Origin of the sequence: Caballeronia sp. GACF4 (assembly GCF_023631025.1) — a bacterium.
Classification (GTDB): domain Bacteria; phylum Pseudomonadota; class Gammaproteobacteria; order Burkholderiales; family Burkholderiaceae; genus Caballeronia.
In genome coordinates, this window is record NZ_JALQDW010000027.1 from 187,540 (window position 1) to 212,669 (window position 25,130).

Annotated in this window: 23 protein-coding genes; 16 read left to right on the forward strand and 7 right to left on the reverse strand. The window is 63.2% G+C overall.

The window, feature by feature from the left end; all coding sequences use genetic code 11:
* The first annotated feature begins 7 nt into the window (after positions 1 to 7).
* From NCR40_RS26775 to derI, 10 genes are all read left to right on the forward strand, one after another.
* Positions 8 to 1,516 (forward strand): glycerol-3-phosphate dehydrogenase, encoded by a 1,509-nt coding sequence (locus NCR40_RS26775; RefSeq protein ID WP_244830443.1) that lies wholly within the window; start codon positions 8 to 10, stop codon positions 1,514 to 1,516.
* Between the two features lie 15 nt (positions 1,517 to 1,531).
* Positions 1,532 to 2,464: a sugar phosphate isomerase/epimerase family protein gene (locus NCR40_RS26780; protein WP_250511220.1), complete on the forward strand. Its 933-nt coding sequence runs from the start codon at positions 1,532 to 1,534 to the stop codon at positions 2,462 to 2,464.
* Positions 2,465 to 2,474: 10 nt separating this feature from the next.
* Positions 2,475 to 3,497, forward strand: coding sequence for a dihydroxyacetone kinase subunit DhaK (locus NCR40_RS26785; protein WP_250511221.1), 1,023 nt, complete (start codon positions 2,475 to 2,477; stop codon positions 3,495 to 3,497).
* Positions 3,494 to 4,147 carry a dihydroxyacetone kinase subunit DhaL gene (dhaL, locus tag NCR40_RS26790; protein ID WP_250511222.1) on the forward strand — a complete coding sequence of 218 codons (654 nt, stop codon included), beginning with the start codon at positions 3,494 to 3,496 and terminating at the stop codon, positions 4,145 to 4,147. Before NCR40_RS26785 ends, dhaL begins: the two co-directional genes overlap by 4 nt.
* Before the next feature lie 27 nt (positions 4,148 to 4,174).
* A complete protein-coding gene (locus NCR40_RS26795) occupies positions 4,175 to 4,831 on the forward strand; it encodes a DUF2291 family protein (protein WP_250511223.1) in 657 nt (218 codons plus the stop codon).
* A complete protein-coding gene (locus tag NCR40_RS26800; protein ID WP_250468269.1) occupies positions 4,828 to 6,384 on the forward strand; it encodes a sugar ABC transporter ATP-binding protein in 1,557 nt (518 codons plus the stop codon). Before NCR40_RS26795 ends, NCR40_RS26800 begins: the two co-directional genes overlap by 4 nt.
* 27 nt (positions 6,385 to 6,411) lie before the next feature.
* Complete coding sequence (locus NCR40_RS26805) at positions 6,412 to 7,506, forward strand: ABC transporter permease (protein WP_244830432.1); 1,095 nt, start codon at positions 6,412 to 6,414, stop codon at positions 7,504 to 7,506.
* A gap of 69 nt (positions 7,507 to 7,575) precedes the next feature.
* Entirely contained in the window at positions 7,576 to 8,529 is a 954-nt protein-coding gene (locus tag NCR40_RS26810; RefSeq protein ID WP_250511224.1) for a D-ribose ABC transporter substrate-binding protein, read from the forward strand.
* A 98-nt stretch (positions 8,530 to 8,627) separates the two neighbouring features.
* Positions 8,628 to 9,389, forward strand: a complete 762-nt coding sequence (locus NCR40_RS26815; protein WP_250511225.1) for a triose-phosphate isomerase — start codon at positions 8,628 to 8,630, stop codon at positions 9,387 to 9,389.
* A 43-nt stretch (positions 9,390 to 9,432) separates the two neighbouring features.
* Complete coding sequence (gene derI, locus NCR40_RS26820; protein WP_244830427.1) at positions 9,433 to 9,885, forward strand: D-erythrulose-4-phosphate isomerase; 453 nt, start codon at positions 9,433 to 9,435, stop codon at positions 9,883 to 9,885.
* An 11-nt stretch (positions 9,886 to 9,896) separates the two neighbouring features.
* On the opposite strand, the gene NCR40_RS26825 is transcribed toward derI, so the two are convergent.
* Positions 9,897 to 10,850, reverse strand: a complete 954-nt coding sequence (locus NCR40_RS26825; RefSeq protein ID WP_244830425.1) for a LysR family transcriptional regulator — start codon at positions 10,848 to 10,850, stop codon at positions 9,897 to 9,899.
* A 103-nt stretch (positions 10,851 to 10,953) separates the two neighbouring features.
* Here NCR40_RS26825 and NCR40_RS26830 point away from each other — a divergent pair, with 103 nt between their 5' ends.
* From NCR40_RS26830 to NCR40_RS26840, 3 genes are read left to right on the forward strand one after another with little or no spacing between them, the layout of a single operon-like run.
* Positions 10,954 to 12,069 (forward strand): aryl-sulfate sulfotransferase, encoded by a 1,116-nt coding sequence (locus tag NCR40_RS26830; protein WP_250511226.1) that lies wholly within the window; start codon positions 10,954 to 10,956, stop codon positions 12,067 to 12,069.
* 38 nt (positions 12,070 to 12,107) lie between these two features.
* The gene (locus NCR40_RS26835; RefSeq protein WP_244830422.1) at positions 12,108 to 13,436 is read left to right on the forward strand and encodes a uracil-xanthine permease family protein; all 1,329 of its coding nucleotides are present in this window, start codon (positions 12,108 to 12,110) and stop codon (positions 13,434 to 13,436) included.
* 54 nt (positions 13,437 to 13,490) lie between these two features.
* The gene (locus tag NCR40_RS26840) at positions 13,491 to 14,594 is read left to right on the forward strand and encodes a porin (protein ID WP_250511227.1); all 1,104 of its coding nucleotides are present in this window, start codon (positions 13,491 to 13,493) and stop codon (positions 14,592 to 14,594) included.
* Positions 14,595 to 14,659: 65 nt separating this feature from the next.
* Here NCR40_RS26840 and dacB read toward each other — a convergent pair whose 3' ends face one another.
* Entirely contained in the window at positions 14,660 to 16,327 is a 1,668-nt protein-coding gene (gene dacB / locus NCR40_RS26845; protein WP_350029329.1) for a D-alanyl-D-alanine carboxypeptidase/D-alanyl-D-alanine endopeptidase, read from the reverse strand.
* A 434-nt stretch (positions 16,328 to 16,761) separates the two neighbouring features.
* Between dacB and NCR40_RS26850 the strand changes: the two genes are divergently transcribed.
* Together NCR40_RS26850 and NCR40_RS26855 are read left to right on the forward strand one after the other, a co-directional pair.
* Positions 16,762 to 17,025 carry an NAD-binding protein gene (locus NCR40_RS26850; protein WP_284503499.1) on the forward strand — a complete coding sequence of 88 codons (264 nt, stop codon included), beginning with the start codon at positions 16,762 to 16,764 and terminating at the stop codon, positions 17,023 to 17,025.
* Between the two features lie 163 nt (positions 17,026 to 17,188).
* Entirely contained in the window at positions 17,189 to 18,598 is a 1,410-nt protein-coding gene (locus NCR40_RS26855; RefSeq protein WP_250511228.1) for a DEAD/DEAH box helicase, read from the forward strand.
* 73 nt (positions 18,599 to 18,671) lie between these two features.
* Here NCR40_RS26855 and NCR40_RS26860 read toward each other — a convergent pair whose 3' ends face one another.
* From NCR40_RS26860 to NCR40_RS26880, 5 genes are all read right to left on the reverse strand, one after another.
* Positions 18,672 to 19,877 (reverse strand): MFS transporter, encoded by a 1,206-nt coding sequence (locus NCR40_RS26860; protein ID WP_250511263.1) that lies wholly within the window; start codon positions 19,875 to 19,877, stop codon positions 18,672 to 18,674.
* 97 nt (positions 19,878 to 19,974) lie between these two features.
* Positions 19,975 to 20,931 carry an N-carbamoyl-D-amino-acid hydrolase gene (locus NCR40_RS26865; protein ID WP_250494747.1) on the reverse strand — a complete coding sequence of 319 codons (957 nt, stop codon included), beginning with the start codon at positions 20,929 to 20,931 and terminating at the stop codon, positions 19,975 to 19,977.
* The gene (gene hydA, locus NCR40_RS26870) at positions 20,928 to 22,454 is read right to left on the reverse strand and encodes a dihydropyrimidinase (protein WP_250511229.1); all 1,527 of its coding nucleotides are present in this window, start codon (positions 22,452 to 22,454) and stop codon (positions 20,928 to 20,930) included. The genes NCR40_RS26865 and hydA overlap by 4 nt, the downstream gene beginning before the upstream one ends.
* The gene (gene cuyB, locus NCR40_RS26875) at positions 22,436 to 23,209 is read right to left on the reverse strand and encodes a cysteate racemase (protein ID WP_250468277.1); all 774 of its coding nucleotides are present in this window, start codon (positions 23,207 to 23,209) and stop codon (positions 22,436 to 22,438) included. The genes hydA and cuyB overlap by 19 nt, the downstream gene beginning before the upstream one ends.
* Positions 23,206 to 23,883, reverse strand: coding sequence for an aspartate/glutamate racemase family protein (locus tag NCR40_RS26880; RefSeq protein WP_250511230.1), 678 nt, complete (start codon positions 23,881 to 23,883; stop codon positions 23,206 to 23,208). Before NCR40_RS26880 ends, cuyB begins: the two co-directional genes overlap by 4 nt.
* A 209-nt stretch (positions 23,884 to 24,092) precedes the next feature.
* Here NCR40_RS26880 and NCR40_RS26885 point away from each other — a divergent pair, with 209 nt between their 5' ends.
* Positions 24,093 to 25,031, forward strand: a complete 939-nt coding sequence (locus tag NCR40_RS26885) for a LysR substrate-binding domain-containing protein (RefSeq protein WP_250494751.1) — start codon at positions 24,093 to 24,095, stop codon at positions 25,029 to 25,031.
* The last annotated feature ends 99 nt before the right edge of the window (positions 25,032 to 25,130 follow it).

A 25,130-nucleotide genomic window follows, 5' to 3' on the forward strand; every position in this document is an offset into this window, starting at 1 on the left:
CGCTGAGATGAGCGAGAAGGATAGGGTGGACCTGTGTGTCATCGGCGGCGGCATCAACGGCGCGGGTATTGCGCGCGATGCGGCGGGCCGCGGACTGTCGGTGATTCTGTGCGAAAAGGACGATCTCGCACAGGGCACGTCGTCGCGTTCCGGCAAGCTCGTGCATGGCGGGCTGCGTTACCTCGAATACTACGAATTCCGGCTCGTGCGCGAGGCGCTGATCGAGCGCGAAGTGCTGCTCAATGCCGCGCCGCATATCATCTGGCCGCTGCGCTTCGTGCTGCCGCATAGTCCGGGTGATCGTCCCGCATGGCTCGTGCGCACGGGCCTCTTCATGTACGACCATCTGGGCGGCCGCAAGAAGCTGCCGGGCACGCGTTCGCTCGACTTGTGGCGCAATCCGGAAGGCGCGCCGATCAAGGACGAGTACCGGCGTGGCTTCGAGTATTCCGATTGCTGGGTCGACGACGCGCGTCTGGTCGTGCTGAGTGCCGTCGATGCCGCCAAGCGCGGCGCCGAAGTGCTCACGCGCACCGCATGCATCGGCGCGCGGCGCGAGGGCAATGCGTGGCGCGTCGAACTGCGCGACACGCGAACGGGATCGACGCGCGTCGTGAACGCACGCGCGCTCGTCAATGCGGCGGGACCGTGGGTATCGGATGTCATCGGGCGCGCGGGCGCGAAGTCGACGCGCAAGGTGCGGCTCGTGAAGGGCAGTCATATCGTTACGCCGAAGTTCTGGGACGGTCCGCACTCGTATCTCGTGCAGAACCACGACAAGCGCGTGATCTTCATCAACGCCTATGAGGGCGACAAGGCGCTCATCGGCACGACCGATGTGCCGTGGGACGGCGCGCCGGAAACCGTGCAGATATCGAACGAGGAAATCGACTATCTGCTGACGGCGGTGAACCGCTACTTCAAGCATCCGTTACGCAAGCAAGACATCGTGCAGACGTTCTCGGGCGTGCGTCCTCTCTACGACGACGGCAAGGGCAATCCGTCGGCGGTCACGCGCGACTACGTGTTCGATCTCGACGCCAGCGGCGGCGCGCCCTTGCTGAATGTCTTCGGCGGCAAGATCACGACGTTTCGCAAGCTCGCCGAACATGCGCTGCAAAAGCTGCAGCCGACCTTCCCGAAGATGGGCCCCGACTGGACTTCATCGGCGACGCTGCCGGGCGGCGACATGGAAGGCGCCGACGTGCCGCGCTTCATGGCGAGTCTGCAAAGCCGCTACGAGTGGCTGCCGCGCAATCTGCTGCGCTATTACACGCAAACCTACGGCACGCTGACCTCGCAGGTGATCGACGGCGCGACCTCGCTCGCCGGTCTCGGCCAGCAGTTCGGACCGAACTTCCACGAAGCGGAAGCGCGCTACCTGATGTCGCACGAATGGGCCGAGTCGGCGGACGACATGCTCACGCGGCGCACCAAGCACGGCTTGCACATGAGCGCCGCGCAGAAGTCCGCGTTCGAAGCCTGGCTCGACGGCCTCGTGCGTAAATCCGCTTAAAGACACGAGACGAACATGGCATTCACGCTTGCACTGAACACGAATCCGCTGGTGAACCGCTTCGCCGAACCGGGCGACCTGATCGACACCATCGCGCACGACATGAAAATCCGCGACGTGCAGTTGACGCACGAGTTCATCAATCCGTCGTGGCCGGCGGCAACCACGCGGCGGCTCACGCGCGAGATGCGCGCGGCGATGACGCGCACCGGCGTGCGGATCACCTCGGGCATGACCGGGCCGTATGGCCGTCTGAATCACTTCGGTCATCCGGATGCAGACGTGCGCCGCTACTACATCGACTGGTTCAAGTCCTTTGCGGATATCACCGCCGATCTGGGCGGCGACTCCATCGGCACGCAGTTCGCGATCTTCACTTACAGGGATTTCGACGATCCGCAACGGCGCGACGCGCTGCTTCAAACCGCGATCGATTGCTGGGCCGAAGTCGCCGAGCATGCCAAAGCGGCCGGCTTGAAATACGTGTTCTGGGAACCGATGTCCATTGGCCGCGAATTCGGCGAGACCATCGCCGCGTGCATGGCGCTGCAAGACCGCCTGAGCGCCGCGAACATGGCCATTCCCATGTGGATGATGGCCGACATCGACCACGGCGACGTCACCAGTTCCAACCCCGACGACTTCGATCCCTATGCGTGGGCGCGCGCCGTGCCGCGCGTGTCGCCGATCATCCATATCAAGCAGTCGTTGATGGACAAGGGCGGACATCGCCCGTTTACCGCGGATTACAACGCGCGCGGCCGCATTCAGCCGGAACCGCTCATCGAGGCGCTGCACGCGGGCGGCGGGCGCGACAACGAAATTTGCCTGGAACTCTCGTTCAAGGAACGCGAGCCGACGGATCGGCAGGTCGTCGCGCAGATCGCCGAATCGGTGGCGTTCTGGGCGCCGCATTTCGACACCGGCATCGCCGATCTCAACATCTGAGGAGTCAGACATGCCAGGCACGATGACACAAAAGCTGATCAACGATGGCGATGCCGCCGTCGACGAGATGCTCGAAGGCGTCATGGCCGCGCACGGCGATCTGCTGACGCGCAGCGACAGCGCGCCCCGGGCGATCATCGCGCGCAACGGGCCGCGTGAGGGCAAGGTGGCGTTGATCATCGGCGGAGGATCGGGACACGAGCCGACGTTTCTGGGCTTCGTCGGCCGCGGTCTCGCCGATGCCGCCGTGATCGGCAACGTCTTCGCTTCGCCGCCGCCGCAACCGGCCGTCGATGCCGCGCTCGCCGCGCATGGCAACGCGGGCGTGCTGTTCATGTACGGCAATTACGCGGGCGATGTCATGAACTTCGACATGGCGACCGAACTGCTCGAACTCGACGGCGTCGAGGCGCGCACCGTGCTGACCACCGACGACATCGCCTCCGCGCCGCGCGACAAGCGCGAGACGCGGCGCGGCGTGGCGGGCAACGTGTTCATATTCAAGGCAGTGGGCGCCGCGGCGGACCTGATGATGCCGCTCGGCGAAGTGGAGCGCGTCGCGCGCCATGCCAATGCGCGCACGTACACGCTCGGCGTGGCGCTCGCGCCTTGCTCGCTGCCGCAGACGCGTCAACCGAACTTCGAGATTGCCGCCGGCGACATGGAAATCGGGATGGGCATTCATGGCGAACCGGGCATGCGCCGGGAAGCCTTGCGCACGGCCGACGACATCACCGACGAAATCATGGATGCGATCCTCGCCGAGATGGGCGCGGCCAAGGGCGACCGCGTGGCGGTACTCGTGAATTCGCTCGGCTCGACGCCGCTCATGGAGCTTTACATTCTCAACCGGCGCGTTTCGCAGCGCTTGCAGGAGGCGGGACTCGTCGTGCATCGCACGCTCGTGGGGCCGCTGTGCACATCGCTGGAAATGGCGGGCGCGTCGATCACCGTCATGCATCTCGACGATGAATTGCAGCGCCTCATCGATCATCCGTGCGAGTGCGCGATGTTTCAGCAGAGGGCTGCATGATGTCCGCGCTTTCTGCCGCCGACAACGCGCAACTGTTCCGCGAACTCGCGAGCACCATTGCGGCGGCGCGCGACGAACTGTGCCGGCTCGACGGCGTGATCGGCGACGCGGACCACGGCATCGCGATGGAGCAGGGCTTTTCTGCCGCGTCGAGGGCCATCGACGCGTTGCCGTCCGACTGCACGTTCGCGGATCAGTGGAACGCCGCGGCCAAGGGTTTTCTAAACGCGGTCGGCGCATCGTCGGGGCCGCTTTACGCAACGGCGTTCATGCGCGCGGCGAAGGCGGCGGGTGCGCGTCAGGCATTGCCGCTGAACGACGCGCCGGGGTTGATCGTCGCGATGGCCGAAGGCATCCGGTCGCGCGGCAAGGCGGAAGTCGGCGAAAAAACCATGGTCGATGCGTGGGCGCCTGCCGCCTCGGCAGCCGAACAAGGCATGGCGGACGGCTTGTCCGTGAGCGACATCCTGACGCGCGTTCGCGAAGCGGCGAACGCGGGCGCGGAATCCACGAAGGCGATGGTGGCGACCAAGGGAAGATCGGCGCGCCTCGGTGAACGCAGCATCGGTCACATCGATCCGGGCGCGGCCTCCGCCGCGATGGTCATCAACGTGATTGCAGAAAACTGGGGAAGACATGACACGCACTGAACGAATGGACAGCCGCGAGGTGAGCCAATGAGCGCAATGACTCCGTCGATCAAGCATCAGGGCAAGCGCGGCATGCGCGTTGTGATCGGCATCGTGTTGCTGGCCATTTTGCTGATCGCGATGGCCATGAGTACCAAAATCGTGAGGATCGGTTCCGGCGCCGATACGCAGACCAAGGAATTCGAGCCGGAAGCCTACGGCAAGAAGCAGTTTCCGAAGACGCAGGCCGCGATAGAAAAGCGCGCCGTCGATGCGGCGACGCTGGCCGCCGCCATTGCCAAGGATCAGGACGCGGCGGGCAAGCAATACGGCATCGCGGGCGGCGGCATCGGTCCTGAAATGTCGGTGAAGTTCTCGGGTGTCGCGGGCAAGGAAGACTCCGGCGTGTACGAAGTCAAGGTGCCGGGCCTGCCCGATTCGCTCGTCATACGCGTGCAGACGGGACCGGCGATCAACGGCACCGACTTGCGCGATGCCACGGGCGACATCAGCTTCGGCCAGTTCACGAATCAGATCGATTACCAGAACGCCGGTTACGCCATCAACACGGAGATGAAGAAACAGGTTCTGTCGAAGGTCGATACCGCCAAGTTGACGGGCAAGACAGTCGATGTCGTCGGCGTGTTCCAGCTGATCAATCCGAATGGCTGGCTCGTCACTCCTGTGAAGCTGGACGCGAAATGAGCACCATCGATCCAACCAACGAACAGGGCGCGGCGAAGGATGGCGTGCTGCTGTCTGCGCGCGATGTCGTCAAGTCGTATGGCGGCGTGCATGCGCTCAAGGGCGTGAACTTCGAGATTCATCGCGGCAAGGTCACGACGCTCTTCGGCGAAAACGGCGCGGGCAAGTCGACGCTCATGAAAATCCTCTCCGGCGTGGAAAAGCCGACCTCCGGAGAAATCGAGCTGGATGGCGAACGCGTGGCGTTCACGTCATCGACGGATGCGCGCAATCACGGCATCTCGATCATTCATCAGGAACTGAGTCTCGCGCCGAACCTGAGCGTGCGCGACAACGTCTTCATGGGCCGCGAGCTGCGCACGCCGACCGGCGTCAACTTCGCCGAAGAAGCGCGGCAGACGCGCGCGCTGATGGAGGAACTCGAAGAAGACGTCGACCCCATGACGCTGGTGCGCGATCTGCGCCTCGGTCAGCAGCAGGTCGTCGAGATCGCGCGGGCGTTGTCGGTCGATTCGCGCATCCTGATCATGGACGAACCGACTTCGGCGCTGAGCGCATCCGAAGTGGAGGTGCTGTTCAAGGTGATTCGCGACTTGACGAGCCGGGGCGTATCGATCGTCTACATCTCGCATCATCTGGAAGAAGCATTGCAGGTCACGGACTATGCCGTGGTGCTGCGCGATGGCCGCATCACTGCGACGGCGGAGCGCAAGGACATCGACCTCGGATGGATCGTGCGCAACATGGTGGGCGAGAACTTCGACCTCGGCTCGCCGCCGACCGGCTACGAGTTCGGCGAAGTCGCGCTCGATATCGACGATGTCAGCATCGCCGATGAATCCGGCTCAGGCGTGTCCGTGGTCGATCGTCTGTCGCTCAAGGTGCGCGCGGGAGAGATCGTCTGCATCTACGGACTGATGGGCGCGGGCCGCACGGAACTGCTCGAAGCGGTCGCGGGACGCACGCGGCTGCCGGTGACGGGCGGAACCATTCGGCTCGAAGGCGAGAGCATGGCGGGGCTGAGTATTGCGCAGCGCATTGGCCGTGGGCTCGTGCTGGTGCCGGAAGATCGTCAGCGCGACGGCCTCGTGCCGACGATGAGCGTCGGCTCGAACTTGTCGCTCGCGAGCATCCGCTCTTTCGTGAAGGGCATCTTGATGTCGCCGCCGGTCGAGCGTGAACTCGTCGGCCAGTCGATCCGCAACGTGCACGTGAAGACCTCGGGCCCGGGCGCTTCGATCCGTTCGCTGTCGGGCGGAAATCAGCAAAAGGTGGTGATCGGCAAGATGCTGGCAACCGGACCGCGCGTCATTCTGCTCGACGAACCCAGTCGCGGCATCGACATCGGTGCGAAGTCGGAAGTCTTTCGTCTGCTCGCCGAGAACGCGAAGAAGGGTTTGGCCGTCGTGTATTCGACGTCGGAAGTGGGCGAATGCCTGAGCGTTGCGCATCGCATCATCGTCATGCGGCGCGGAAAGATTTCCGCGGAATTCGGCCCCGACGCCAACAAGGACGACATCATGGCCGCCTCCGGCGAAGCCGTGGTCGCCTGAATCAGAACATGCCTGGAGACATTGAACATGAACGACGCCGCCAAAACATCGACTCGCTCCGGATCGTCCGGCGAAGGGTTCGACCTCGGCAAAGTGCTGCTCGAAGGACGCGCGTTCTTCGCGCTGATCGCCATCATCATCATCTTTTCGTTTCTCTCGCCGAATTATTTCGCAGTAGAAAACTTCCTTACGATGGCCTCACACGTGGCGATCTACGGGATTCTCGCGATCGGCATGCTGCTCGTGATCATCAACGGCGGCATTGATTTGTCGGTGGGTTCGACGCTCGGGCTGTCGGGCGTCGTCGCTGGATTTTTCATGCAAGGCGTGACGCTCAATATGTTCGGGGTCGTCATGTACCCGTCGGTCTGGGTCGTGGTGGTGCTGTGCTGCGCGCTCGGCGCGTTCATCGGGCTCGTGAACGGCATTCTCATTGCGCGCTTCAAGGTGCCGGCTTTCGTCGCCACGCTCGGCGTGATGTACGTGGTGCGCGGTTTCGCCCTTCTCATGACCAATGGCCTCACGTACAACAACCTGGGCGGTCAGGCGGACCTGGGCAATACCGGTTTCGACTACCTGGGCTTCGACCGCTTGTTCAACGTGCCGGTGGGCGTGCTGATTCTCGCGATCATCGCGATTCTCGGCAGTATCGCGCTCAATCGCTCGGCCTTCGGGCGCTGGCTCTATGCGTCCGGCGGCAACGACCGCGCGGCGGAATTGTCGGGCGTGCCCGTGAAGCGCGTGCTGATCAGCGTGTACATGCTGTCGGGAATGTGCGCGGCTATCGCGGGACTGATTCTTTCGTCGCAGCTCACGTCCGCCGGGCCGACCGCTGGCACGACCTACGAACTCACGGCCATCGCGGCGGTCGTGATCGGCGGGGCATCGCTGATGGGCGGCACCGGCAACATTCGCGGCACGTTGCTCGGCGCGTTCGTGATCGGCTTTCTGTCCGACGGGCTCGTGATCATCGGCATCTCGTCTTACTGGCAAACGGTATTCACCGGCGCGGTCATCGTGCTCGCGGTGTTGCTCAACGCCATTCAATATCGCCGCAAGGTCAAGCGTCCGACGCCGACCGGCGGCCCACTGGCTTCTCCGCAAGGCGGCGGCAAGGCATAGCCCGACCTCCGGCACGCGAGAAGAATATCGAAGTCCTGCGCCAACACCAACCCAAGAAAGAGACACGCCATGACTATGAAGAGAAACACCTTGATCCTTGCGGCCCTCGCCGTGGCTGCGCCCTTGTTTGCGAGCCAGGCTCAGGCGGCGGGCGGGCTGATCAGCATTATCGTCAACGATCCCGCCAATCCGTACTGGCTCGCCGAAGGCAACATCGCGGCGGCGGAAGCCAAGAAGCTGGGCTATAGCGCGAACGTGTCGGCGTCGAAAGGCGACACGAACACCGAAAGCCAGCAGATCGACACGGCCATCACCAACAAGTCGGTTGCGATCATTCTCGATCCGGCCAATGCGAGCGGCTCCGTCGGCGCCGTGAAGAAGGCGATTGCCGCGAACATTCCGGTGTTCCTCGTCAACGCGGAAATCAACCAGCCGGGGCTCGCGAAGGCGCAGCTCGTGTCGAACAACGCGCAAGGCGCGGCGCTCGGTGCTCAGCAATGGACGAAGGATGTCGGGTCGAAGGGCAACTATGTCGAATTGCTCGGCTCGCCTTCGGACAACAACGCCGCGACGCGTTCCAACGGCTACAAGTCGGTGCTCTCCCAGTATCCGGATCTGAAGATGGTCGGCTCGCAAGTGGCCAACTGGGATCGTACGCAAGGCTTCAATGCGACGCAGAGCCTGCTGCAGGCGCACCCGGATGTGATCGGCGTGATCAGCGGCAACGATGAAATGGCGCTCGGCGCGATTGCGGCGCTCAAGCAATCGGGCAAGCTGAAGAACGTAAAAGTCGGTGGTTTCGATGGCTCGCCGGCCGCGGTCGAGGCAGTGAAAGCGGGTGAGTTGCAGTACACCGTGCTGCAACCGGTCGCGGAGTTTTCCGCCAAGGCCGTGCAGGAAGCCGATCAGTTCCTGAAGACCGGCAAGACGGGCGCCGCCAGCGAAAAGCAGTTGTTCGACTGCGTGCTGATCACGAAGGCGAACGTGTCGAAATACACCGCGCCGTTCGTGCTTTCGAAGTGACCTAGCAGGCGTTTTCATCCGCGCGCCGGGCGGGCATGAGGCACGTCCGGCGCATGACGCGGCCTCATTTGCAAGACACACTGTCCGACAACCTAACCATGTCTGATACCCCGTTCTGGGTCGGCACGAGCTGGAAGATGAACAAGACCCTGGCGCAAGCGATCGCTTTCGCCGAGGGTTTGCTCGCGAGCCCTGACGACCCGCGAATCCAGTGCTTCGTGATTCCGCCGTTCACCGCGATTCGCGAAGTGAAGTCGATTCTCGCCGAGACCGATGTCAAGGTCGGCGCGCAAAACATGCATTGGGCCGAAGAGGGCGCGTGGACCGGCGAGATTTCCCCGCCGATGCTGGTCGATTGCGGCGTGGATCTCGTCGAACTCGGCCATTCCGAACGGCGCGAGCACTTCGGCGAAACCGACGACACCGTCGGACGCAAGGTCGAGGCCGCCGTGCGTCACGGATTGACGCCGCTGATCTGCATTGGCGAAACGCTCGCCGACAAAGAGAGCGGGCGCGCTGCAGACGTGTTGGCCGCCGAGGTGCGCGGCGCGTTGGCGCGTCTTTCTCCTGAACAACGAACGGCGCCGATTCTGCTCGCGTACGAGCCTGTATGGGCTATCGGCGAGAGCGGCATTCCGGCTAGTCCCGAATATGCGGATGCGCGTCAAGCCGAGATCAGCAAAGTGGCGGAGGAAACGCTCGGGCGAAGCATTCCCTGTTTGTACGGCGGCTCCGTCAATCCGGGCAACTGCGCGGAACTGGCCGCGTGCCCGCACATCGATGGACTTTTCATCGGCCGTTCGGCGTGGAGCGTGAGCGGCTATCTGGATATTTTGAAACGCGTCGGCGCGGTGCTTTGACTTGGCATGCGCCACCTGCATCGAACAATCGACGGAGATACTCATGAAGCTAGCAATTGGTGGAGACAGCGCCGGAGTGGGACTTGCACGCGTGCTGGCGGATTATTTGAAGGACCGCTTCGAGGTATTCGAGGTGTCGCACAATGAGGCGAGCCCGAACGAGTTTTACGCCAATCTCTCGGACCGCGTGGCCTCCGGTGTGATGAGCGGCGAATACGATCGCGCGATTCTCGTGTGCGGGACGGGCATCGGTGTGAGCATCTCGGCGAACAAGGTGCCGGGCATTCGCGCCGCGCTGTGCCACGATACTTATTCGGCGGAACGCGCGGCGCTTTCCAACAACGCGCAGATCATCACGATGGGCTCGCGCGTGATCGGACCTGAAGTCGCGAAGACCATAGCCGATTCGTTTCTCGCCAATACCTTCGACGAGAATGGACGCAGCGCGGGCAATGTGAACGCGATCAACGAGCTCGACGACAAGTATCATCGCTAGGATAGTGCTCGCTAGACCCGTGCGCCGCGCTTGCGCACGGGGCGCGTCGACGTGTGAAAGCGGTCCTCGGTTTGCTCGATAGCCTGTCCGAGAAATTGCAGGAACATGCCCATCGCGACCGTGGTCGTCAGATCGGAGCGTTGATACAGGCAACTGGACGATTGCGCGCCCGCATCGGCGAGCGGCGTCCATGCGAGCTTGCCCCCGGCGACGTCTTCCGCGACATTCTCCGCAATCAGAAAGCCGATGCCGATGCCATCCGCCACCAGCCGGCGCACCATGGCGACCGAACTGGTTTCGACGAGCGGTCGCGCATTGCGCCGGTCGCGGTGATCGATTTGATCGACCATTGCGCGCAATTCGGTATCCGGCGACATCAGGATGAGCGGATAGCCAAGGCAGTCGCGTAGTCGCGGACGTCGCTGGAGTTTCGTGAGCGGATGTCCCGGTGGCGTGACCACGCCGAGGTGCTGCACATATGCGCGCACTTCCACGACGCCGGGCGGCGGCTTGCGACGCAGGCCGTAGCCAATGTCGGCCTCACCGGTCTCCACCCACTTCAAGATGTTTTCGCCGTTACCCGAACGCACGCTGTAGGTGACGCCCGGATAGCGCGTCATCGCGGCCTGAATCGCGCCGGGCACCAGATACTCCGCCGACGAAGGCGACACGGCCAGATTGACGTGTCCGCGCCGCAGCGAGCGCAAGTCCTCGACCTGAGTCATCGCGTTGTCGAAATCGCGCTGACCGCGCCGCACGGCCGCGATGATGATCTCGCCCGCCGTGGTGAGCTGCATGCCGCGCGGCAAGCGGTCGAAGAGCGGCGAGCCGACCTGTTCTTCCAGATTGAGGATCTGCTGATGCACCGCAGCCGCGGTCAGATGCAGCGATTCGGCCGCCTTGCGGATGGAACCGCGCCTGACGACTTCGTCGAAGCAACGGAAGGTCTGTGATATCGGACGCATGGCTTACCGTATGGATTTTTCTGACGACCCGTTTAAAACAATCAGGTTTTACTGACGCGTGGAATAGCCTAAATTTTGCTCCATCATCTTAACGGAGCAAACCGTGACTACCACCGTCGATCAAATCACCCAGCGTCGCCGCGGCGTCGGGCTCATAGCGCACGACCCGAACCTGTCCGCTGGCGGCTATACGCTGATCGCGCCGCAAACGGCAGGCGGGCGCGTGTTTCTCGTCGATATGCGCGGCGAAGTCGTGCATGAATGGCAGATGCCGGTGCGCCCCGGCCGTCATGCGGTGATTCTCCCGAACGGCAATCTCGGTTACAACGGCAATCATGCGGATTCGGAAGATCGATATGCGCCTTGGTCGATGTGGCACGGCGGCGATTTTTACGAAGTCACGCCGGAGGGCGAGGTAGTGTGGCGGTACCAGGACCCGGCGCATCATCACGACGCGCAGTGGCTGCCGAACGGAAACCTGCTGTACGCCGCGTGCGCGCCGGTGCCCGCGGGTTTCGCCGATCGCGTGCCGGGCGGCACGGCGCATGGTCCGGACGAGCCCATGTTCGCGGACGTGATCCGCGAAGTGAATCGCGCGGGCGAACTCGTGTGGGAATGGAAAGCCTGGGAGCATCTCGATCCGAAAGACTTTCCTATCGCGCCGGGCTTCGGCCGTTATCACTGGCCGCTCGTGAACGGGCTCGGTGTGAATGCGCAAGGCGAGGTGCTGATTAGCTTACGCACCACGTCGGGCATTATCGCGGTCGACCGTCGAACGGGCCACGTGACCATGCATATCCCACCGGACGTGGTTTCGCATCAGCATGCGCCGGTCGCGCTCGCCAACGGCAACATCCTCACGTTCGACAACGGCAACTTTCGCGCGGGCGCGCACGTGGCGTTCTCGCGTGTGCTGGAGATCGATCCGTCGACGCACGAAATCGTATGGTCTTACGCCGACGACATGGTCAACATGTTCTACAGCGCGTTCATGGGCAACGCCCAGCGGCTCGCGAACGGCAACACGCATATCACCGAATCGGCGACGGGGCGTCTTTTCGAAGTCACGCCCGCAGGCGAAGTGGTATGGGAATACGTGATTCCGTGGTTCGCCGAATACCCGGACGAAGCGGCCCGCAAGACAGGTCCGGGGCAATTGAACAGCGTCTTTCAAACCTTCCGCTACCGCCGCGAGCAATTGCCATGGTTGCCTGCTTGAGCGCCGTGCGCCGCGCGCTTCGAAACCATGGGGGTCTCGTGAAAGCTGAATCCGCCACGCATGATGTCGACGCGCGTTTGCCCGCATGGCAACTCGCGCTGTTCGGTTTGCAACATGTGCTGTCCATGGCCGCATCGCCCGTTACGGCGGTCTTTCTGATGTCGCGCATGTTGTCGCTGCCAGCCGAGATGACCGTGCATCTGATCGGCGCGACGTTCTTCGTGTGCGGCGCCGGCACGATCTTACAGTCGCTCGGCGCAGGGCCGGTGGGCGCGCGGCTGCCATTCGTGATGGTGCCGGGCGGCGCGCCCGCGATGCTCTTCGCCGTCATCGCGATGCAAACGGATCTGCGTACCGCGGCGGGCGCGGCGATCCTCACCAGTCTCTTCTACTGGATCGTGCTGCCGGTATTCGCGCGCTGTCTGCGCTTCTTTCCGCGCGTGGTCGTGGGCGCCATGCTGCTGCTCGTCTCGGTCAGTCTCATCCGGATTTACGCCGGAATCGTCGTCGGGCAGCCGGGGACGCCGGGCTTTGCGCGGCCCGAGGCGCTCGGACTTGCGCTGCTGACCATCGTGGCCACGCTCGCGGTCGCGCGTCTCTTCAAGGGCACGCTGGGCAGGCTCGCGGTGCTGCTGGGTCTTGTCATCGGCACGTTCGCCGCCTGGGCAATGGGTTCGATGTCCCTAAGCGGCCTCTGGAGCGGCCCGCTCTTCACGTGGCCGATGCTATTGCCCTTCGGCATGCCGCGCTTCGACGTGCTGGCCGCGCTTCCCATGCTGATCTTCAGTGTCATTTCGATGGCCGAAGCCACTGGACAGACGGTTGCTGTCGGCGAGATCACAGGCAGGAAGATCGACGTTCGCCGCGACGTACCGCGCACGATTCGCGGCGATGCGCTGGCGTCGCTGATCGGCTCGTTGCTCGGCACGTCGCTCATCATCACGAGCGCGGAGAATATCGGCGTCGTGCAGACCACGCGTGTGCGGTCTCGCTACGTCACCGCGACGGCGGGCGTGATGCTGATGCTCATCGCGCTGTTCGTGCCGCTCGGACGCCTTGCCTACGCGATTCCGGCGCCCGTGGTCGGCGGCACCGCGCTGATCGTCTTCGCGATGATCGGGGTGATGGGGATCAACCTGCTCGGCAAGGTCGATCTGCACGCGCGCGGCAATCAGTACACGCTGGCTGCGGCGCTCGTGATGGGTCTGCTACCGATACTCGTGCCCAACGTATATGCAGCGCTTCCCGGCTCGCTGCAGATCGTGATGGGTAACGGCATGGCGGCGGGCACGCTGACGGCGATCATCGTCAATCTCATATTCGGCGCGTGGCGTCTCGCGCCGGTGGAGAAGGTTCAGTCAACCTGATTTCCGGACTTTCGAGCTCAGGCAGTTCTCCTTCTAACGCTCCTCCCAGACAGCATGACAACAAAAACTCATCGCGCGACACTCGTCGCGGGTTTGACCACGCTCGTCGTTTCGCCGCTGGCATTCGCGCAAAGCAGCGTCTTGTTATACGGCAGCATCGATTCGGGTATTGGATACGTGAGCAATTTGCGCGGCTCGTCGGCTTATATCGCGCAGCAAGGGACCTTGCAGGCGGACCGTTTCGGCTTTCAGGGTGTCGAGGAAATCGGCGCGGGGCGCTCGGTGCTGTTCAGGCTCGAAAGCGGTTTTGTCACGACGACGGGTGCATCCGCCAGCAGCACGACGTTCTTCAATCGACAAGCCTATGTCGGAATGTCCGACGCGACGCTCGGCACGGTCACGCTCGGGCGTCAAACCGACTGGAACTTCGACTGGCTCGGTTCGGTTTCGACAGCGCAGTTGCTCGGCGACTTTTCCGCGTTTCATCCAGGCAATCTCGATGGTCTCGGCAGCACGCTTCCCGTGCAGTTATCGAGCACGGTCAAGTGGAAGAGCGCTGCATATCGCGGCCTGAGCGTCGGCGCGCTTTATGGATTTCCGGGCGCGTCGGCCAGCAATACCAACGGGCGGACGATCAGTTTCGGTGGAAACTATGCCAATGGTCCGCTCAAACTGGTGGCGGTGTATTCGGAGTACCGCGACCGGCTGCTGCCGCTATCCAGCGGGCTCGGGCTGACTTCGTTCGAAGGTCAGACGCTCGCGCCCGGCGCCACGTTCAATGCGAGCCAGGTGCGGGAGATGGGTATTGGTGGCTCGTACCGGTCCGAGCGCGTCACGCTGCATGCGCTCGCAACCGATATGCGCATCGCGTCCAAGGGCGGCAGCGAACATTTTCGCAGCATCGACGGCGGCGCGAATCTGCGCGTGACGCCCGCGGAGGAGATCGGCGTGGGCGCATGGACGGCGACGCTCGGCGCGCGTCGCTGGACGCAATTCACAGCGGCCAATGTGTATTCGCTATCGAAGACAACCCAGCTTTATGCCGATGTGATGTTCGAAACGGCGGGCGGCGGCGCGGTGGCCAATACGCTTGGCATCGGGGCGGCCTCGAGTGGGAAGCAGGTGGTGTGTCTCGCCGGGATTCATCATCTGTTCTGACAATGATCGATCTTTCGGCAGCGTGAGGCCGCCGACGAAGTCAGCGACCCACGGCATATGTCGCATCATTGCAGTTTCCAGATTTGCGCCGCGATCTCGCCTTCGTCCTGGAAAGCATCGAGGATGGTTTCCAGACCCACGAACGGCACGTTATTCACGGTCAGGAAGAAGGCAAGCCGCCGGCCGCTCTTTGCATCGATATACCCCGCAAGCGCCTGTGACTTGAGAAGCGGCACGGGCGGTGTGGTGTTGCTCAAACCGCCATACGTGCCGGTCTTGGCGTAGACACGACCCTTGGCACCGGCTAGCGTCGGATCGGCCTCGAAGCCGGTGACGGTCGTGAGCGAGCCATCGACGCCGAGTACCGGCAAAGTATCGACGTATGTCGCATAGTCGGGCTTGAGCCGCATGGCGCGCAGCAGCGTGATGACAGCCTTCGCGTTCGCGGTGGTATCGCCGCCGCCGCTGCCGTCGATGAAGTGATACTGGTCCGGCGAAATGCCGAAGGTCGAAGACAGTTCGCCTTGTTCGGTCGTAAGCGCCGTGGCCATGGTGCGCGAGCCGTTCTTCGCCAGTCCGTATTGCATCAGCGTAATGTCCGCGCCGATGTTGTAGCTCACCTTGTTCACGAAACGCAGATCCTGCGCATACGGAGCGGCGGTGAGTTGGGCGACCCGTTGCGCGCTCGAATAAGAACCTTGCGCCGGCAAGGATGCAACCGGATTCGCCTTGACGGGCGCGGCCGTCACGGTCACGCCCGCGCGTGCGAGCGCTTCGATCAGCACCGTGCGCGCATACGTGGAGGGATCGGTGACGCGAAACGTCTGCACCAGCGGATACGCGCCGGTCAGCGCGGGCGGAACCCCCGCCGGCACCGTGCCGCTCACTTCGCCGACACAGGTAGCCTGGCCGATACAGTCGAGCGGCTCATCCGGGAATGCCTGATTGAGCACGACGGCAAAGTCCGACGTCGGCGCGCCCGTGGTGAGCGTCGATTGCACCGTGAACGCCGCCGACTGAGGCCGGTACACGAACGGCAGCAGCGCACCTTGCGCGCTCGCGCTGAAGGCGACATCCACGAGATCGTCGTTGACCAGGATCGGCGTCACGTTGAATTCATCGCGGAAGTCGAACGCGTCGAACAGACGATCGTCGATCACCACATCGCCATTGACCGTCTTGATGCCCGAGGCGGCGACCTGCGCGGCCAGCGCGTTGTAGCCGGCGAGCGGATCGGGCGTGGTCAGTTGCGCGTTGCCGACACTATTGGCTTCGTTGTGATCGAACGCGGTGAGCGCGATCGTCCCGTCCGGATTCGCGCGACCGCCCATGGTGAGATCGCCGCTCGCGACGAGTACGAGATTGCCGGTGAGCGTGCCGTTTGCATCGACGGTGCCTTGCTTGTAGACCGGCGTCACCAGTCGATGCTGCGCACCGATGACGTCGAGCGCATTGGCTGTGGAGAAGAGCTTACGCACGGACGCGATGAACACCTGTGAGCCCGAGTCGAGATCGTAGATGACATGTCCGGAATCCAGATCGACGACCTGCATGGTCCACGTCGCGCCGCTGTACGCAGGCTTTTTCATCACCTGCATGATGGTGTCGGGCACCGTGGTATCGGTATGGTCCGAGCCGCCGCACGATGCCAGCAACACGGCGGACGCCAGCGCCATGCAGCGCGTGAGGGTCGGTTCCATCAAAGGCTTGATCGCCGAGCGGAAAGACATCATTGCGTCGTATCCTTTTTGGTTGTAGCGCAATGCGTTGAGAGTCGCCGCTTGGAGGAAGCATTTGACCGGACATCGGTCGCGGGTGATCAGGGCGGGGACGTTTTTTTGCGGTGCCGATGCAAATATAAGTTAGGAAGGCGGGACTGACTACGTACTCCCATACACGAACTGTGCGATGACGAACAGAGACGCGGCTGTCGGAATGTTCTGCGGGACTGGAGAAGACCGGATAGCCAACATGTTTACGCGTCGCGGTCAGGCGTTGCACGTGCCCCGACACCTTGCATGACCATTTCGCTAGGCTCCCGTCATGCTGAACCCGACTGCTCCACGCGCTTCGAACGCTTCGCCGCTGACGGTTTCGCAGCGAGTTTCGGCACAGCGTCCGGACTTGTCGCGAGCGCCCTAATGCCGGCAGCGGCAAACCTCACGATCTGAATACGTCGTTCGGCAGCCGGTCGTATCAAGTCTATTCGGCGAATATCGCTGATGGACACTACGAACCGGGGTTCAAGGCATCGCTCGGACTGAAGGATCTGCGACTCGCGTCTGAAGCCGCGCAAGAGCTGGGCGCCGCGTTGCCGATGCTCGCCGCCGTCTACGAACGCATGACTGAAACCGTCGCGGCGGGATTGGGCGAGCGAGACTGGTCGGCCATGGCGAAAGTCACCATCGAGAAACCACGCACCGAGAAGTGAAGGGCGTCACTCAAGGCGCTTCCTGCTGTATGAGCGCTCCTTACCGTTGGATTCCGTCGACGTCCTGTAAGAGACTGCCGACGCTGCTCACTGTCGATATGGCTCGGCGCATGCAACGAGCGCCGTAACCGCTAAAATTGCGGTTTTAGCCCGGAATACCTGCATGTCTTTTGCCTCGCTTGGCCTGATCGATCCGTTGCTGCGCAACCTGCAGAAGCTCAATTACCAGACACCCACGCCGGTGCAGGTCAAGGCGATTCCTGCTGTGCTCGGTGGCCAGGACGTCATGGCCGCCGCGCAGACCGGCACGGGCAAGACCGCGGGTTTCGCGCTGCCGCTGCTGCAACGGCTGGTGCAACACGGGCCGGCGGTGTCCAGCAATCGCGCGCGCATTCTCGTGCTCGTGCCCACGCGCGAACTGGCTGAACAAGTGCTGCAAAGCTTTATCGATTACGGCGAAGGCCTCGACCTGCGATTCCTGGCCGCGTATGGCGGCGTGAGTATCAATCCGCAGATGATGGCCTTGCGCAAAGGCGTCGATGTGCTGGTCGCCACACCGGGCCGTTTGCTGGATCTGAATCGCCAGAACGCGGTGCAGTTCGATCGAGTACAGACGCTAGTGCTGGATGAAGCCGACCGCATGCTCGATCTGGGCTTCGCACGCGAACTCAACGCCGTGTTCGCCGCCTTGTCCGCAAAGCGCCAGACGCTGCTGTTCTCCGCCACGTTCTCCGATGAAATCCGCACGATGGCCGCGAGCATTCTGCGCAGCCCGGTGAATATCAGCGTTAGCCCGCCCAATGCCACGGCCAGCAATATCAAGCAGTGGGTGGTGACGGTGGATAAGAGGAACAAGCCTGAACTCTTCATGCACCTCGTGGCCGAGAACAAGTGGGAGCACGCGCTGGTGTTCGTCAAGACCCGTAATGGCGTCGACTATCTGGCGGCCATGCTGGATGATGCGGGTTATTCGGTCGACACCATCCACGGCGACAAGCCGCAACCCGCGCGTTTGCGTGCACTCGAACGCTTCAAGACTGGCGAAGTCCATATGCTGGTCGCCACCAATGTGGCTGCGCGCGGACTGGATATCGACGACCTGCCTTTGGTCATCAACGTCGATCTGCCGATCGTGGCGCAAGACTATGTGCACCGCATTGGCCGCACCGGTCGCGCGGGCGCGAGCGGCGTGGCGGTGTCGCTCGTATGTGCCGATGAAGCGCCGCAACTCGCCGCGATCGAAGCGCTGATCCGGCAAACGCTGGTACGCCGGGAAGAACCAGGTTTCGAAGCCGAGCATCGCGTGCCGCAAACCAGCGCGACGGGCGAGATCGTCAAAAAACCTAAAAAGCCCAAAAAGCCGAAAGTGCCGCAGGTTACGCCGGGCGCGGCGCCGGTGCCCGGCAAGAGGTCGCGCCCGCAGGATGGTGAAAACAAGCGCAAGCCTGTGGCACAACAAGACACAGGATTGTCCGGCGTCAATCCGTTTAGCGTGAAGAAGCCGCGTAGCAAATCCGGCAGCAAGCCAGCCGCGGTTGCAGGTAAGCCGGCTGGCGGGCGTGGCAAACGCTAGCCCTCGTCGGGGTGTGATCGGTCTCGCGATGCATCCCGACCGCCGGCCAGCGTTTTCCGCCTGTCACGTCCGCTCACTCCAACTCCACGCCCTTCAACTCCGGAATCAGCACGACAGTCGCGACGACATCGACGATATAGATACAAGCCAGCGCCGCGATGGCCGTGCCGAACGAGTAATAGCTCGCCACCGCGCCGATCGCGAGCGGTCCGAACCCGCCGACCGCGCGGCCGATGCTCCACAGCACATTCTGCGCGGTGCCGCGTGCATGGGTCGGATACAACTCGGCCATGAGTGCGCCATAGCCGCCCATCATGCCGTTCACGAACACGCCGACCACCATGCCGCCAATCAGTAGCGCCTCGGGCGTCGTCATGCGCGAGTAGACGAACACCATGACGAGCGCGCCCAACTGATAGATCACGAAGGTAGGCTTCCTGCCGATTCTGTCCGCGAGCTGCCCGAAGATCCAGATGCCGACCAGCATGCCGAGAATCGACGCCGCCGTCCATGTCGCCGACTTGGCGAGCGTGAAGCCGAACGCCTTCGTCAGATAGCCCGGCATCCAGATGATGAGACCGTAGTAGCCAAAGTTCTGCACCGAACACATGACGATCATGCCGATGCTGCGGCGTCGCGTTTCCCGATCGCGAAACAGCGTCTTGAGGGGGAATTCGTGCCGCCTCCTGGTTGCTTTCTCGATGAAGATCTTCGGTTCGCCAATCGCCTTGCGAATGACGAACGACAGCACGGCGGGCGCGAGTCCCACGAGAAACATGCCGCGCCACCCGATATGCGGTAACAATACCGGCGTCAGCAGCGCGGCGATCAGCACGCCGATCTGCCAGCCCATGCCGACATACGAGGAGACGCGTCCGCGCTTTTCGGCGGGCCACGCCTCGATGGCGAGCGCCATGCCGATACCGAACTCGCCGCCAAGTCCCAGGCCCGCCACGAAGCGATACGCGAGCAGGTCGTGATATCCGGTCGCGAAAGCGCACAGACCGGTGAACAGCGCAAAGAGCAGAATGGTGTAAGTGAGCACGCGCACGCGGCCGAGATAATCGCTGAGTATCCCGAAGCCGATGCCACCCGCGACGCCGCCGACGAGCGTCCACGTAACGAGCGAGCCCGCTTGCGCGGAGCTGAGTCCAAGGTCCGCCGAGATGAGGCTCAGCATGAAACCGAGGATCAGCAGGTCGAAGCCGTCCATGGCGTAGCCGGAAATCGATGCGACGAGCGCGCGCACGTGCGGCGGTCCGAATATCGATTTGTCCATGGCGCTTTGTGGCGAGCTGCCGTAAGACGCCGGCCGTGCCGACGCCGATGCATCTTGCGTGATGTCGTCGTTCATGTGTGGTCTCCCCGTGGACGCCTTAATTGAGCGCGTCTGGATCGTGCGGCAGCGGCGCGCCCGCGCCGGTGCGCTCGACGATCAGCCCGTAATGTTCCGGCCGCCGATGCTTCGCGAAGTTGAAGACGTGCTCGCGGAACGTGTCGCCGAGCGCGAGATCGACGTTCGCGAAGATCACCTCGTCGTCTTCGCTCATGCTTTGCGCGGCGATCTCGCCCGAAGGCGCGACAATCACCGAGCCGCCGATCATATGAAAGCCGTCTTCCTTGCCGCATTTGGCGGCGGCGGCAATCCACATCGCATTCTGATAAGCGCTCGCCTGCAACGTGACGAGATGGGTATGCATGCGCAAATGGACCGGTTCGGGCCAATGAATGTTCTCGGACGGCGTGTTGTAGCCGAGCACGCCGAGTTCCGCGCCTTGCAGCGACATCGCGCGCCATGTTTCCGGCCAGCGGCGGTCGTTGCAGATGCACATGCCGAGGCGCGCGCCCATCGTGTCGACGACAGGAAAACCCGAGTTGCCCACCGCGAAAAACTTCTTCTCCAGATGCTGGAAAGGCGCGTCCGGCTTGTGCTCCGAATGCCCCGGCAAATGCGTCTTGCGATACTTTGCGACGATCTTGCCGCTGTCATCGACGATGATCGACGTATTGAAGCGCTCGCCTTGCGCCGTCAGTTCCGCATAGCCGAGATAGAAGCCGATGCCCGCGTCGCGCGCGGCGTCGAAGAGCGGCTGTACGTCGGGATTCGGCATCGATCGCTCGAAGAAGCGTTCCATGGCCGCTTCCTCGCTCATCCAGTAGCGCGGAAAAAACGTGGTGAGCGCGAGCTCCGGGAACACGACCAGCTTTGCACTGCGCGCTTTCGCTTCGTGCAGCATGGCGACGAGCCGCTCGACGACCGCCCGTTGGTCATCGGCGAGGTGGACCGGTCCCATTTGCGCGACGGCCAGGCCGATTTTGCGTGACTTGCTCATGACTTCCTCTTTTGTTCCGGGTGTTGATGTTCGGGGTATCCGAAAGACGGGTGGAGAGCGCCTGTCCCGGCGTCGGCAAGCGCGCGGAAAAACCGGCCGCTCGCGGAGACTTCGCGCGTGGCCTGATAGGGCAACGGCGTCGAGCGTGCAATGAAGCGGCCGCTGCCGGGTTCGGCATGAAAGCCGGCGTCATCGACGATCACGCGGCCCGCGCTCACCACCGTGTGCGGCCAGCCCGTTACCTTCGTCCCCTCGTAGGGCGTGTAGCCCACGCGATCGTGCAATGCGGAGGCTGTCAGCACGACTTCATGGTGCGGGTCCCAAACCGCCATGTCCGCATCCGCGCCCGCTTCGATCAGCCCTTTGCGCGGCGCGATGCCGTACATGCGCGCATGATTCGTCGAACTCAGCGCGACGAACTCGGGCAGCGTCATGCGCCCCTTGTGAACGCCTTCGGAGAACAGCAGCGGCAGGCGCACTTCGAGTCCGGGCATGCCGTTGGCCATCTGCTTGAACGTGGTGGCTTCGCCATGCGGCAGCTTGCCGGATTCGTCGAAGCGATACGGCGCATGATCCGACGACACCGTCTGCAACACGCCCGCCTTCAGCGCCGTCCACAAGGCTTCTTGAGCGTTCGCGTCACGCAGCGGCGGGCTGCAGCAATACTTCGCGCCTTCGACGCCGGGAAGGTCCATCGCGTCTTCGGTGAGCAGCAGATAGTGCGGACAGGTCTCGCCGTACACTTGCGCGCCCATGCGCTGCGCCGCGCCGATGGTCGCGAGCGCGTCCTGCGCGGACACGTGAACGATGAGCACGGGCGCGTCGAAAAGCCTGGCGAGCTGGATCACGCGATTCGTCGCTTCGGATTCCGCCAGCGCCACGTGACTCGTCGCGTGGTACTTCGGCGCGGTGCGGCCGCTTTCGAGCAGCTTTTGCGAGACCCAGCGGATCACGTCGTTGTTTTCGGCATGTACCATCACGAGCGCGCGTTCGCGTGCGGCGAGAGCCAACACGTCGAGCATCTGGTAGTCGTCGATCTTCAATTGATCGTAGGTCATGTAGACCTTGAACGACGTGATGCCCCGGCGAATCTGCTCGACGAGATCTTCCTGAAGCGTGCGGTGGTCCGTCTCAGAGACAATCAAGTGATAGCTATAGTCGATCACCGACTTTGCCCGCGCGAGCGCCGCGTAGTCGTCGGCCACTTGTTTGAGCGATTGTCCGCGATGCTGCGCGGCGAACGGCACGATCATAGTGGTGCCGCCGTGGGCCGCCGCGACGCTTGCGGAGTACCAGTCGTCGGCGCCCATGATTCCCATGCCCGAGCGTTGCTCGACGTGACAGTGCGTGTCGATACCGCCCGGCAGCACGTAGCGTCCGGTCGCGTCGATATCGCGTTTGCCTGCGGGCAGGCCGCGCGCCACTTCGACGATCCGGTCGCCGACCACGCCGACGTCCGCCTCGAAGACTGCCTCGTCCGACGCGACGAGTCCATGACGTATGGTCAGATCAAATTGCTGCATGTCTTTTGTCCGCTTGAGAATTCAGAGGTGTTGGTTCGCTCGCGCGCGGCGAGCCACCAGTCGACGCTTGCACGCGCGAGCGCTTCGGTCGGGTCGATTGCGGGCACGTCGAGCGCAACGCCCGCCAGCGCCACCGGAATTTCCGTGCACGCCATGAGCAACGCGTCGGCGCCGCGATCGATCAGTGCATGAGCGGCGCGTTTGAGCCACGCACGCGCTTCGTCGATTCTCCCGCCTTTCACGGCGGCGATTGCGCCCATGACCTGCGTCGTCTGCGACATCTGACCCGGTTCGATCGCGTCTATGCCGCTTGCAGCCAGTTGATCGTGATAGATGCGCGCTTTGAGCGTCGCTGTCGTCGCGAGCATGCCGACTCGCCGCGCACCGGGGCACGTCACCGCAAGCGCTCGAAGCGCTGCCTCGCCGATATGCAGCACCGGCCGTGCCGTCTCCTGCGCGAGCCGCTCGTGCCAGACATGCGCCGTATTGCAAGGAATCGCGATGGCCGCGCAACCGGCCGCTTCGAGCGTGCGCAGGCCGTCAAGCAGATGCGGCCAAGGCGCGTCCGATCCCGCGAGAAAGGCCGTGCTGCGATCGGGTACTTGCGGCACGTTATGGACGATGACCGGCATATGCTCTTGATCGGACGCGGCGGGCGTCGCCTGAATCAGCTTGACGAGAAAGTCGGCGGTGGCGAGCGGCCCCATGCCGCCAAGCACACCGAGACGCGGAAGCGCAATGAGTGCGGCGTTCATGTCGGACGCCATGGGTCCTGCCGCTCGCGACAGATGGCGAAGGCGAGCGAGGCGGCCGTCGAGCACGGATCGATTACCGGCACGCCGAGCGCCGCTTCGATATCGGCGCGAAGCGGCGTCATGCCCGCGCAGCCGAGCACGATGACATCGGCGCCATCTTCGTCACACAGCGCGCGGCCGGTCGCGATGAGCTTGTCGAGCGCGGCGTCTCGGTTGCCCGATTCGGCCACGCCAAGATTCACGGCGCGTTCTCCCGCGACCGTCTGTGCGATGCGCGCCGCATGATAAGACCGCCAGTGACGCGGCATGCCGTGCGTGCTCGCCGCGATCACGCCGATGCGCGACCCGCGCGCAAGCGCGACGCCCATGACCGCGGCACCGATGCCGAGCACCGGCTGTTGCGTGAGTTCGCGCGCGGCGTGCAAGCCGGGATCGCTGTAGCACGCGATGACGAACGCACTCGCCGACGCTTCATGCCGCGCGACGTACTCGGCCACGGCGACGGCGGCGCGGTCGGCATCGCGCTGGGTTTCGATGCCGCCGTCGACCGCGAAAAGCGTCTCGAAGCAAACGGGCGCGTCGTCCGCGCCTCGAAGCGCGCACACGGTCTTTTCGATCTCGCGCGTGACGGTGGCGAGACCGTTCGGATTCAGGAAATGGATAAGCTTGGGCATGGCTCGGATCGACTCTCTTCGCGGGGCTCGACTAGAACGAACCATAGCAACGTCGATATTCGCCGTGAAATAGTTCAAATTTCGTATCCCATAGACGCGCTGCATGGATTCGTCGCGCGGCGGTGCCCGCGCTACACTGCGGGCGGTTCACTTACATCCGAAAGCGGCGGCGCGGCAACATGACGGCGCGATGAACAACGACCAAGCCCATGAATTACGACGAGGAAATTCCCAACACGCGCACCATGAGCCTGCGGCAGATTGAAGTATTCCGCGCGATCATGATGACGGGTTCCATCAGCGAGGCCGCGCGTTCGCTGTATGTGGCGCAGCCCTCCGTGAGCCGTGTCTTGCAGGTGACGGAAAGCCGACTCGGGTTCTTGCTCTTCGAACGCATGCGCGGCCGGCTCTATCCGACGCCCGAGGCAAAACGTATCTTCGACGAAGTCATGCGCGCGTATGAAGGCATCGAGCGCGTCGATAATCTCGTCCGTTCTCTCGCCGACGGCACGAGCGGCAAGCTCAACATCGTATGCAGCCCGAGTCTCGGCGTGCATCTTGTGCCGCTCGCCATTGCACGATTCCACGCCGAATTCCAGCAGTTGCCCATTCAGTTCGAACCGCTCACGCACAACCATCTCGTGCCTCGCGTGCTGTTCGGCAAGAACTGCATCGGCGTATCGATGTTCGCCGTCGAGCACCCGAACCTCGTCACCATGCCGATTGCAAGCGGACGGCTTCTCTGTGTCGCGAAAAAAGGCGCGCTGGCCCGGCGGCGTGCGCTCGACCCGAAACAGGTCGCCGCCATGCCGTGGATCGATTACGAGCACGACACGCCGCTCGGGCGGATCGTCGGGCACGTGTTCAGGAACGAGCGTCGGCCGGAGCCGGTCGTGCGCGTGCGCTCGGCCATCAGCGCCTGCACGCTCGCGAGGGAAGGCGTCGGCGTCGCGGTGGTCGATCCGTTCTGCATCGATTCCGCCATGCGAGACCTGCTTGATGTCGTGCCGTTGCGTGCCGAAGCCGAGCATCGGCTGACCGCGAGTCTCATCTATTCGCACGTCGAGCCGCTGTCGAACGCGGCCCGGCGCTTCGTCGAGATCCTGCGCGACGTGCTGAACGCGCATGGCGTCAGCCGTTCGACGTAGCTTTGTCATCGCCATTGGCGATGGTGCCTTGCCAAATGACCACGTCCAAGCCGGCCGGCCTGATGCAAGATGCTTCTCAAACAGCCACCGACAACAAAA

Excerpts from the sequence above, each read along its gene's own strand:
- NCR40_RS26805 (WP_244830432.1), top strand. The coding sequence starts at position 6,412 with ATGAACGACGCCGCCAAAACATCGACTCGCTCCGGATCGTCCGGCGAA.
- NCR40_RS26775 (WP_244830443.1), top strand. The coding sequence starts at position 8 with ATGAGCGAGAAGGATAGGGTGGACCTGTGTGTCATCGGCGGCGGCATC.
- hydA (WP_250511229.1), bottom strand. The coding sequence starts at position 22,454 with ATGCAGCAATTTGATCTGACCATACGTCATGGACTCGTCGCGTCGGAC.
- NCR40_RS26800 (WP_250468269.1), top strand. The coding sequence starts at position 4,828 with ATGAGCACCATCGATCCAACCAACGAACAGGGCGCGGCGAAGGATGGC.
- NCR40_RS26885 (WP_250494751.1), top strand. The coding sequence starts at position 24,093 with ATGAATTACGACGAGGAAATTCCCAACACGCGCACCATGAGCCTGCGG.
- dacB (WP_350029329.1), bottom strand. The coding sequence starts at position 16,327 with ATGATGTCTTTCCGCTCGGCGATCAAGCCTTTGATGGAACCGACCCTC.
- NCR40_RS26865 (WP_250494747.1), bottom strand. The coding sequence starts at position 20,931 with ATGAGCAAGTCACGCAAAATCGGCCTGGCCGTCGCGCAAATGGGACCG.
- NCR40_RS26810 (WP_250511224.1), top strand. The coding sequence starts at position 7,576 with ATGACTATGAAGAGAAACACCTTGATCCTTGCGGCCCTCGCCGTGGCT.
- derI (WP_244830427.1), top strand. The coding sequence starts at position 9,433 with ATGAAGCTAGCAATTGGTGGAGACAGCGCCGGAGTGGGACTTGCACGC.
- cuyB (WP_250468277.1), bottom strand. The coding sequence starts at position 23,209 with ATGAACGCCGCACTCATTGCGCTTCCGCGTCTCGGTGTGCTTGGCGGC.
- dhaL (WP_250511222.1), top strand. The coding sequence starts at position 3,494 with ATGATGTCCGCGCTTTCTGCCGCCGACAACGCGCAACTGTTCCGCGAA.
- NCR40_RS26880 (WP_250511230.1), bottom strand. The coding sequence starts at position 23,883 with ATGCCCAAGCTTATCCATTTCCTGAATCCGAACGGTCTCGCCACCGTC.
- NCR40_RS26860 (WP_250511263.1), bottom strand. The coding sequence starts at position 19,877 with ATGGACAAATCGATATTCGGACCGCCGCACGTGCGCGCGCTCGTCGCA.
- NCR40_RS26825 (WP_244830425.1), bottom strand. The coding sequence starts at position 10,850 with ATGCGTCCGATATCACAGACCTTCCGTTGCTTCGACGAAGTCGTCAGG.
- NCR40_RS26795 (WP_250511223.1), top strand. The coding sequence starts at position 4,175 with ATGAGCGCAATGACTCCGTCGATCAAGCATCAGGGCAAGCGCGGCATG.
- NCR40_RS26780 (WP_250511220.1), top strand. The coding sequence starts at position 1,532 with ATGGCATTCACGCTTGCACTGAACACGAATCCGCTGGTGAACCGCTTC.
- NCR40_RS26785 (WP_250511221.1), top strand. The coding sequence starts at position 2,475 with ATGCCAGGCACGATGACACAAAAGCTGATCAACGATGGCGATGCCGCC.
- NCR40_RS26840 (WP_250511227.1), top strand. The coding sequence starts at position 13,491 with ATGACAACAAAAACTCATCGCGCGACACTCGTCGCGGGTTTGACCACG.
- NCR40_RS26815 (WP_250511225.1), top strand. The coding sequence starts at position 8,628 with ATGTCTGATACCCCGTTCTGGGTCGGCACGAGCTGGAAGATGAACAAG.
- NCR40_RS26855 (WP_250511228.1), top strand. The coding sequence starts at position 17,189 with ATGTCTTTTGCCTCGCTTGGCCTGATCGATCCGTTGCTGCGCAACCTG.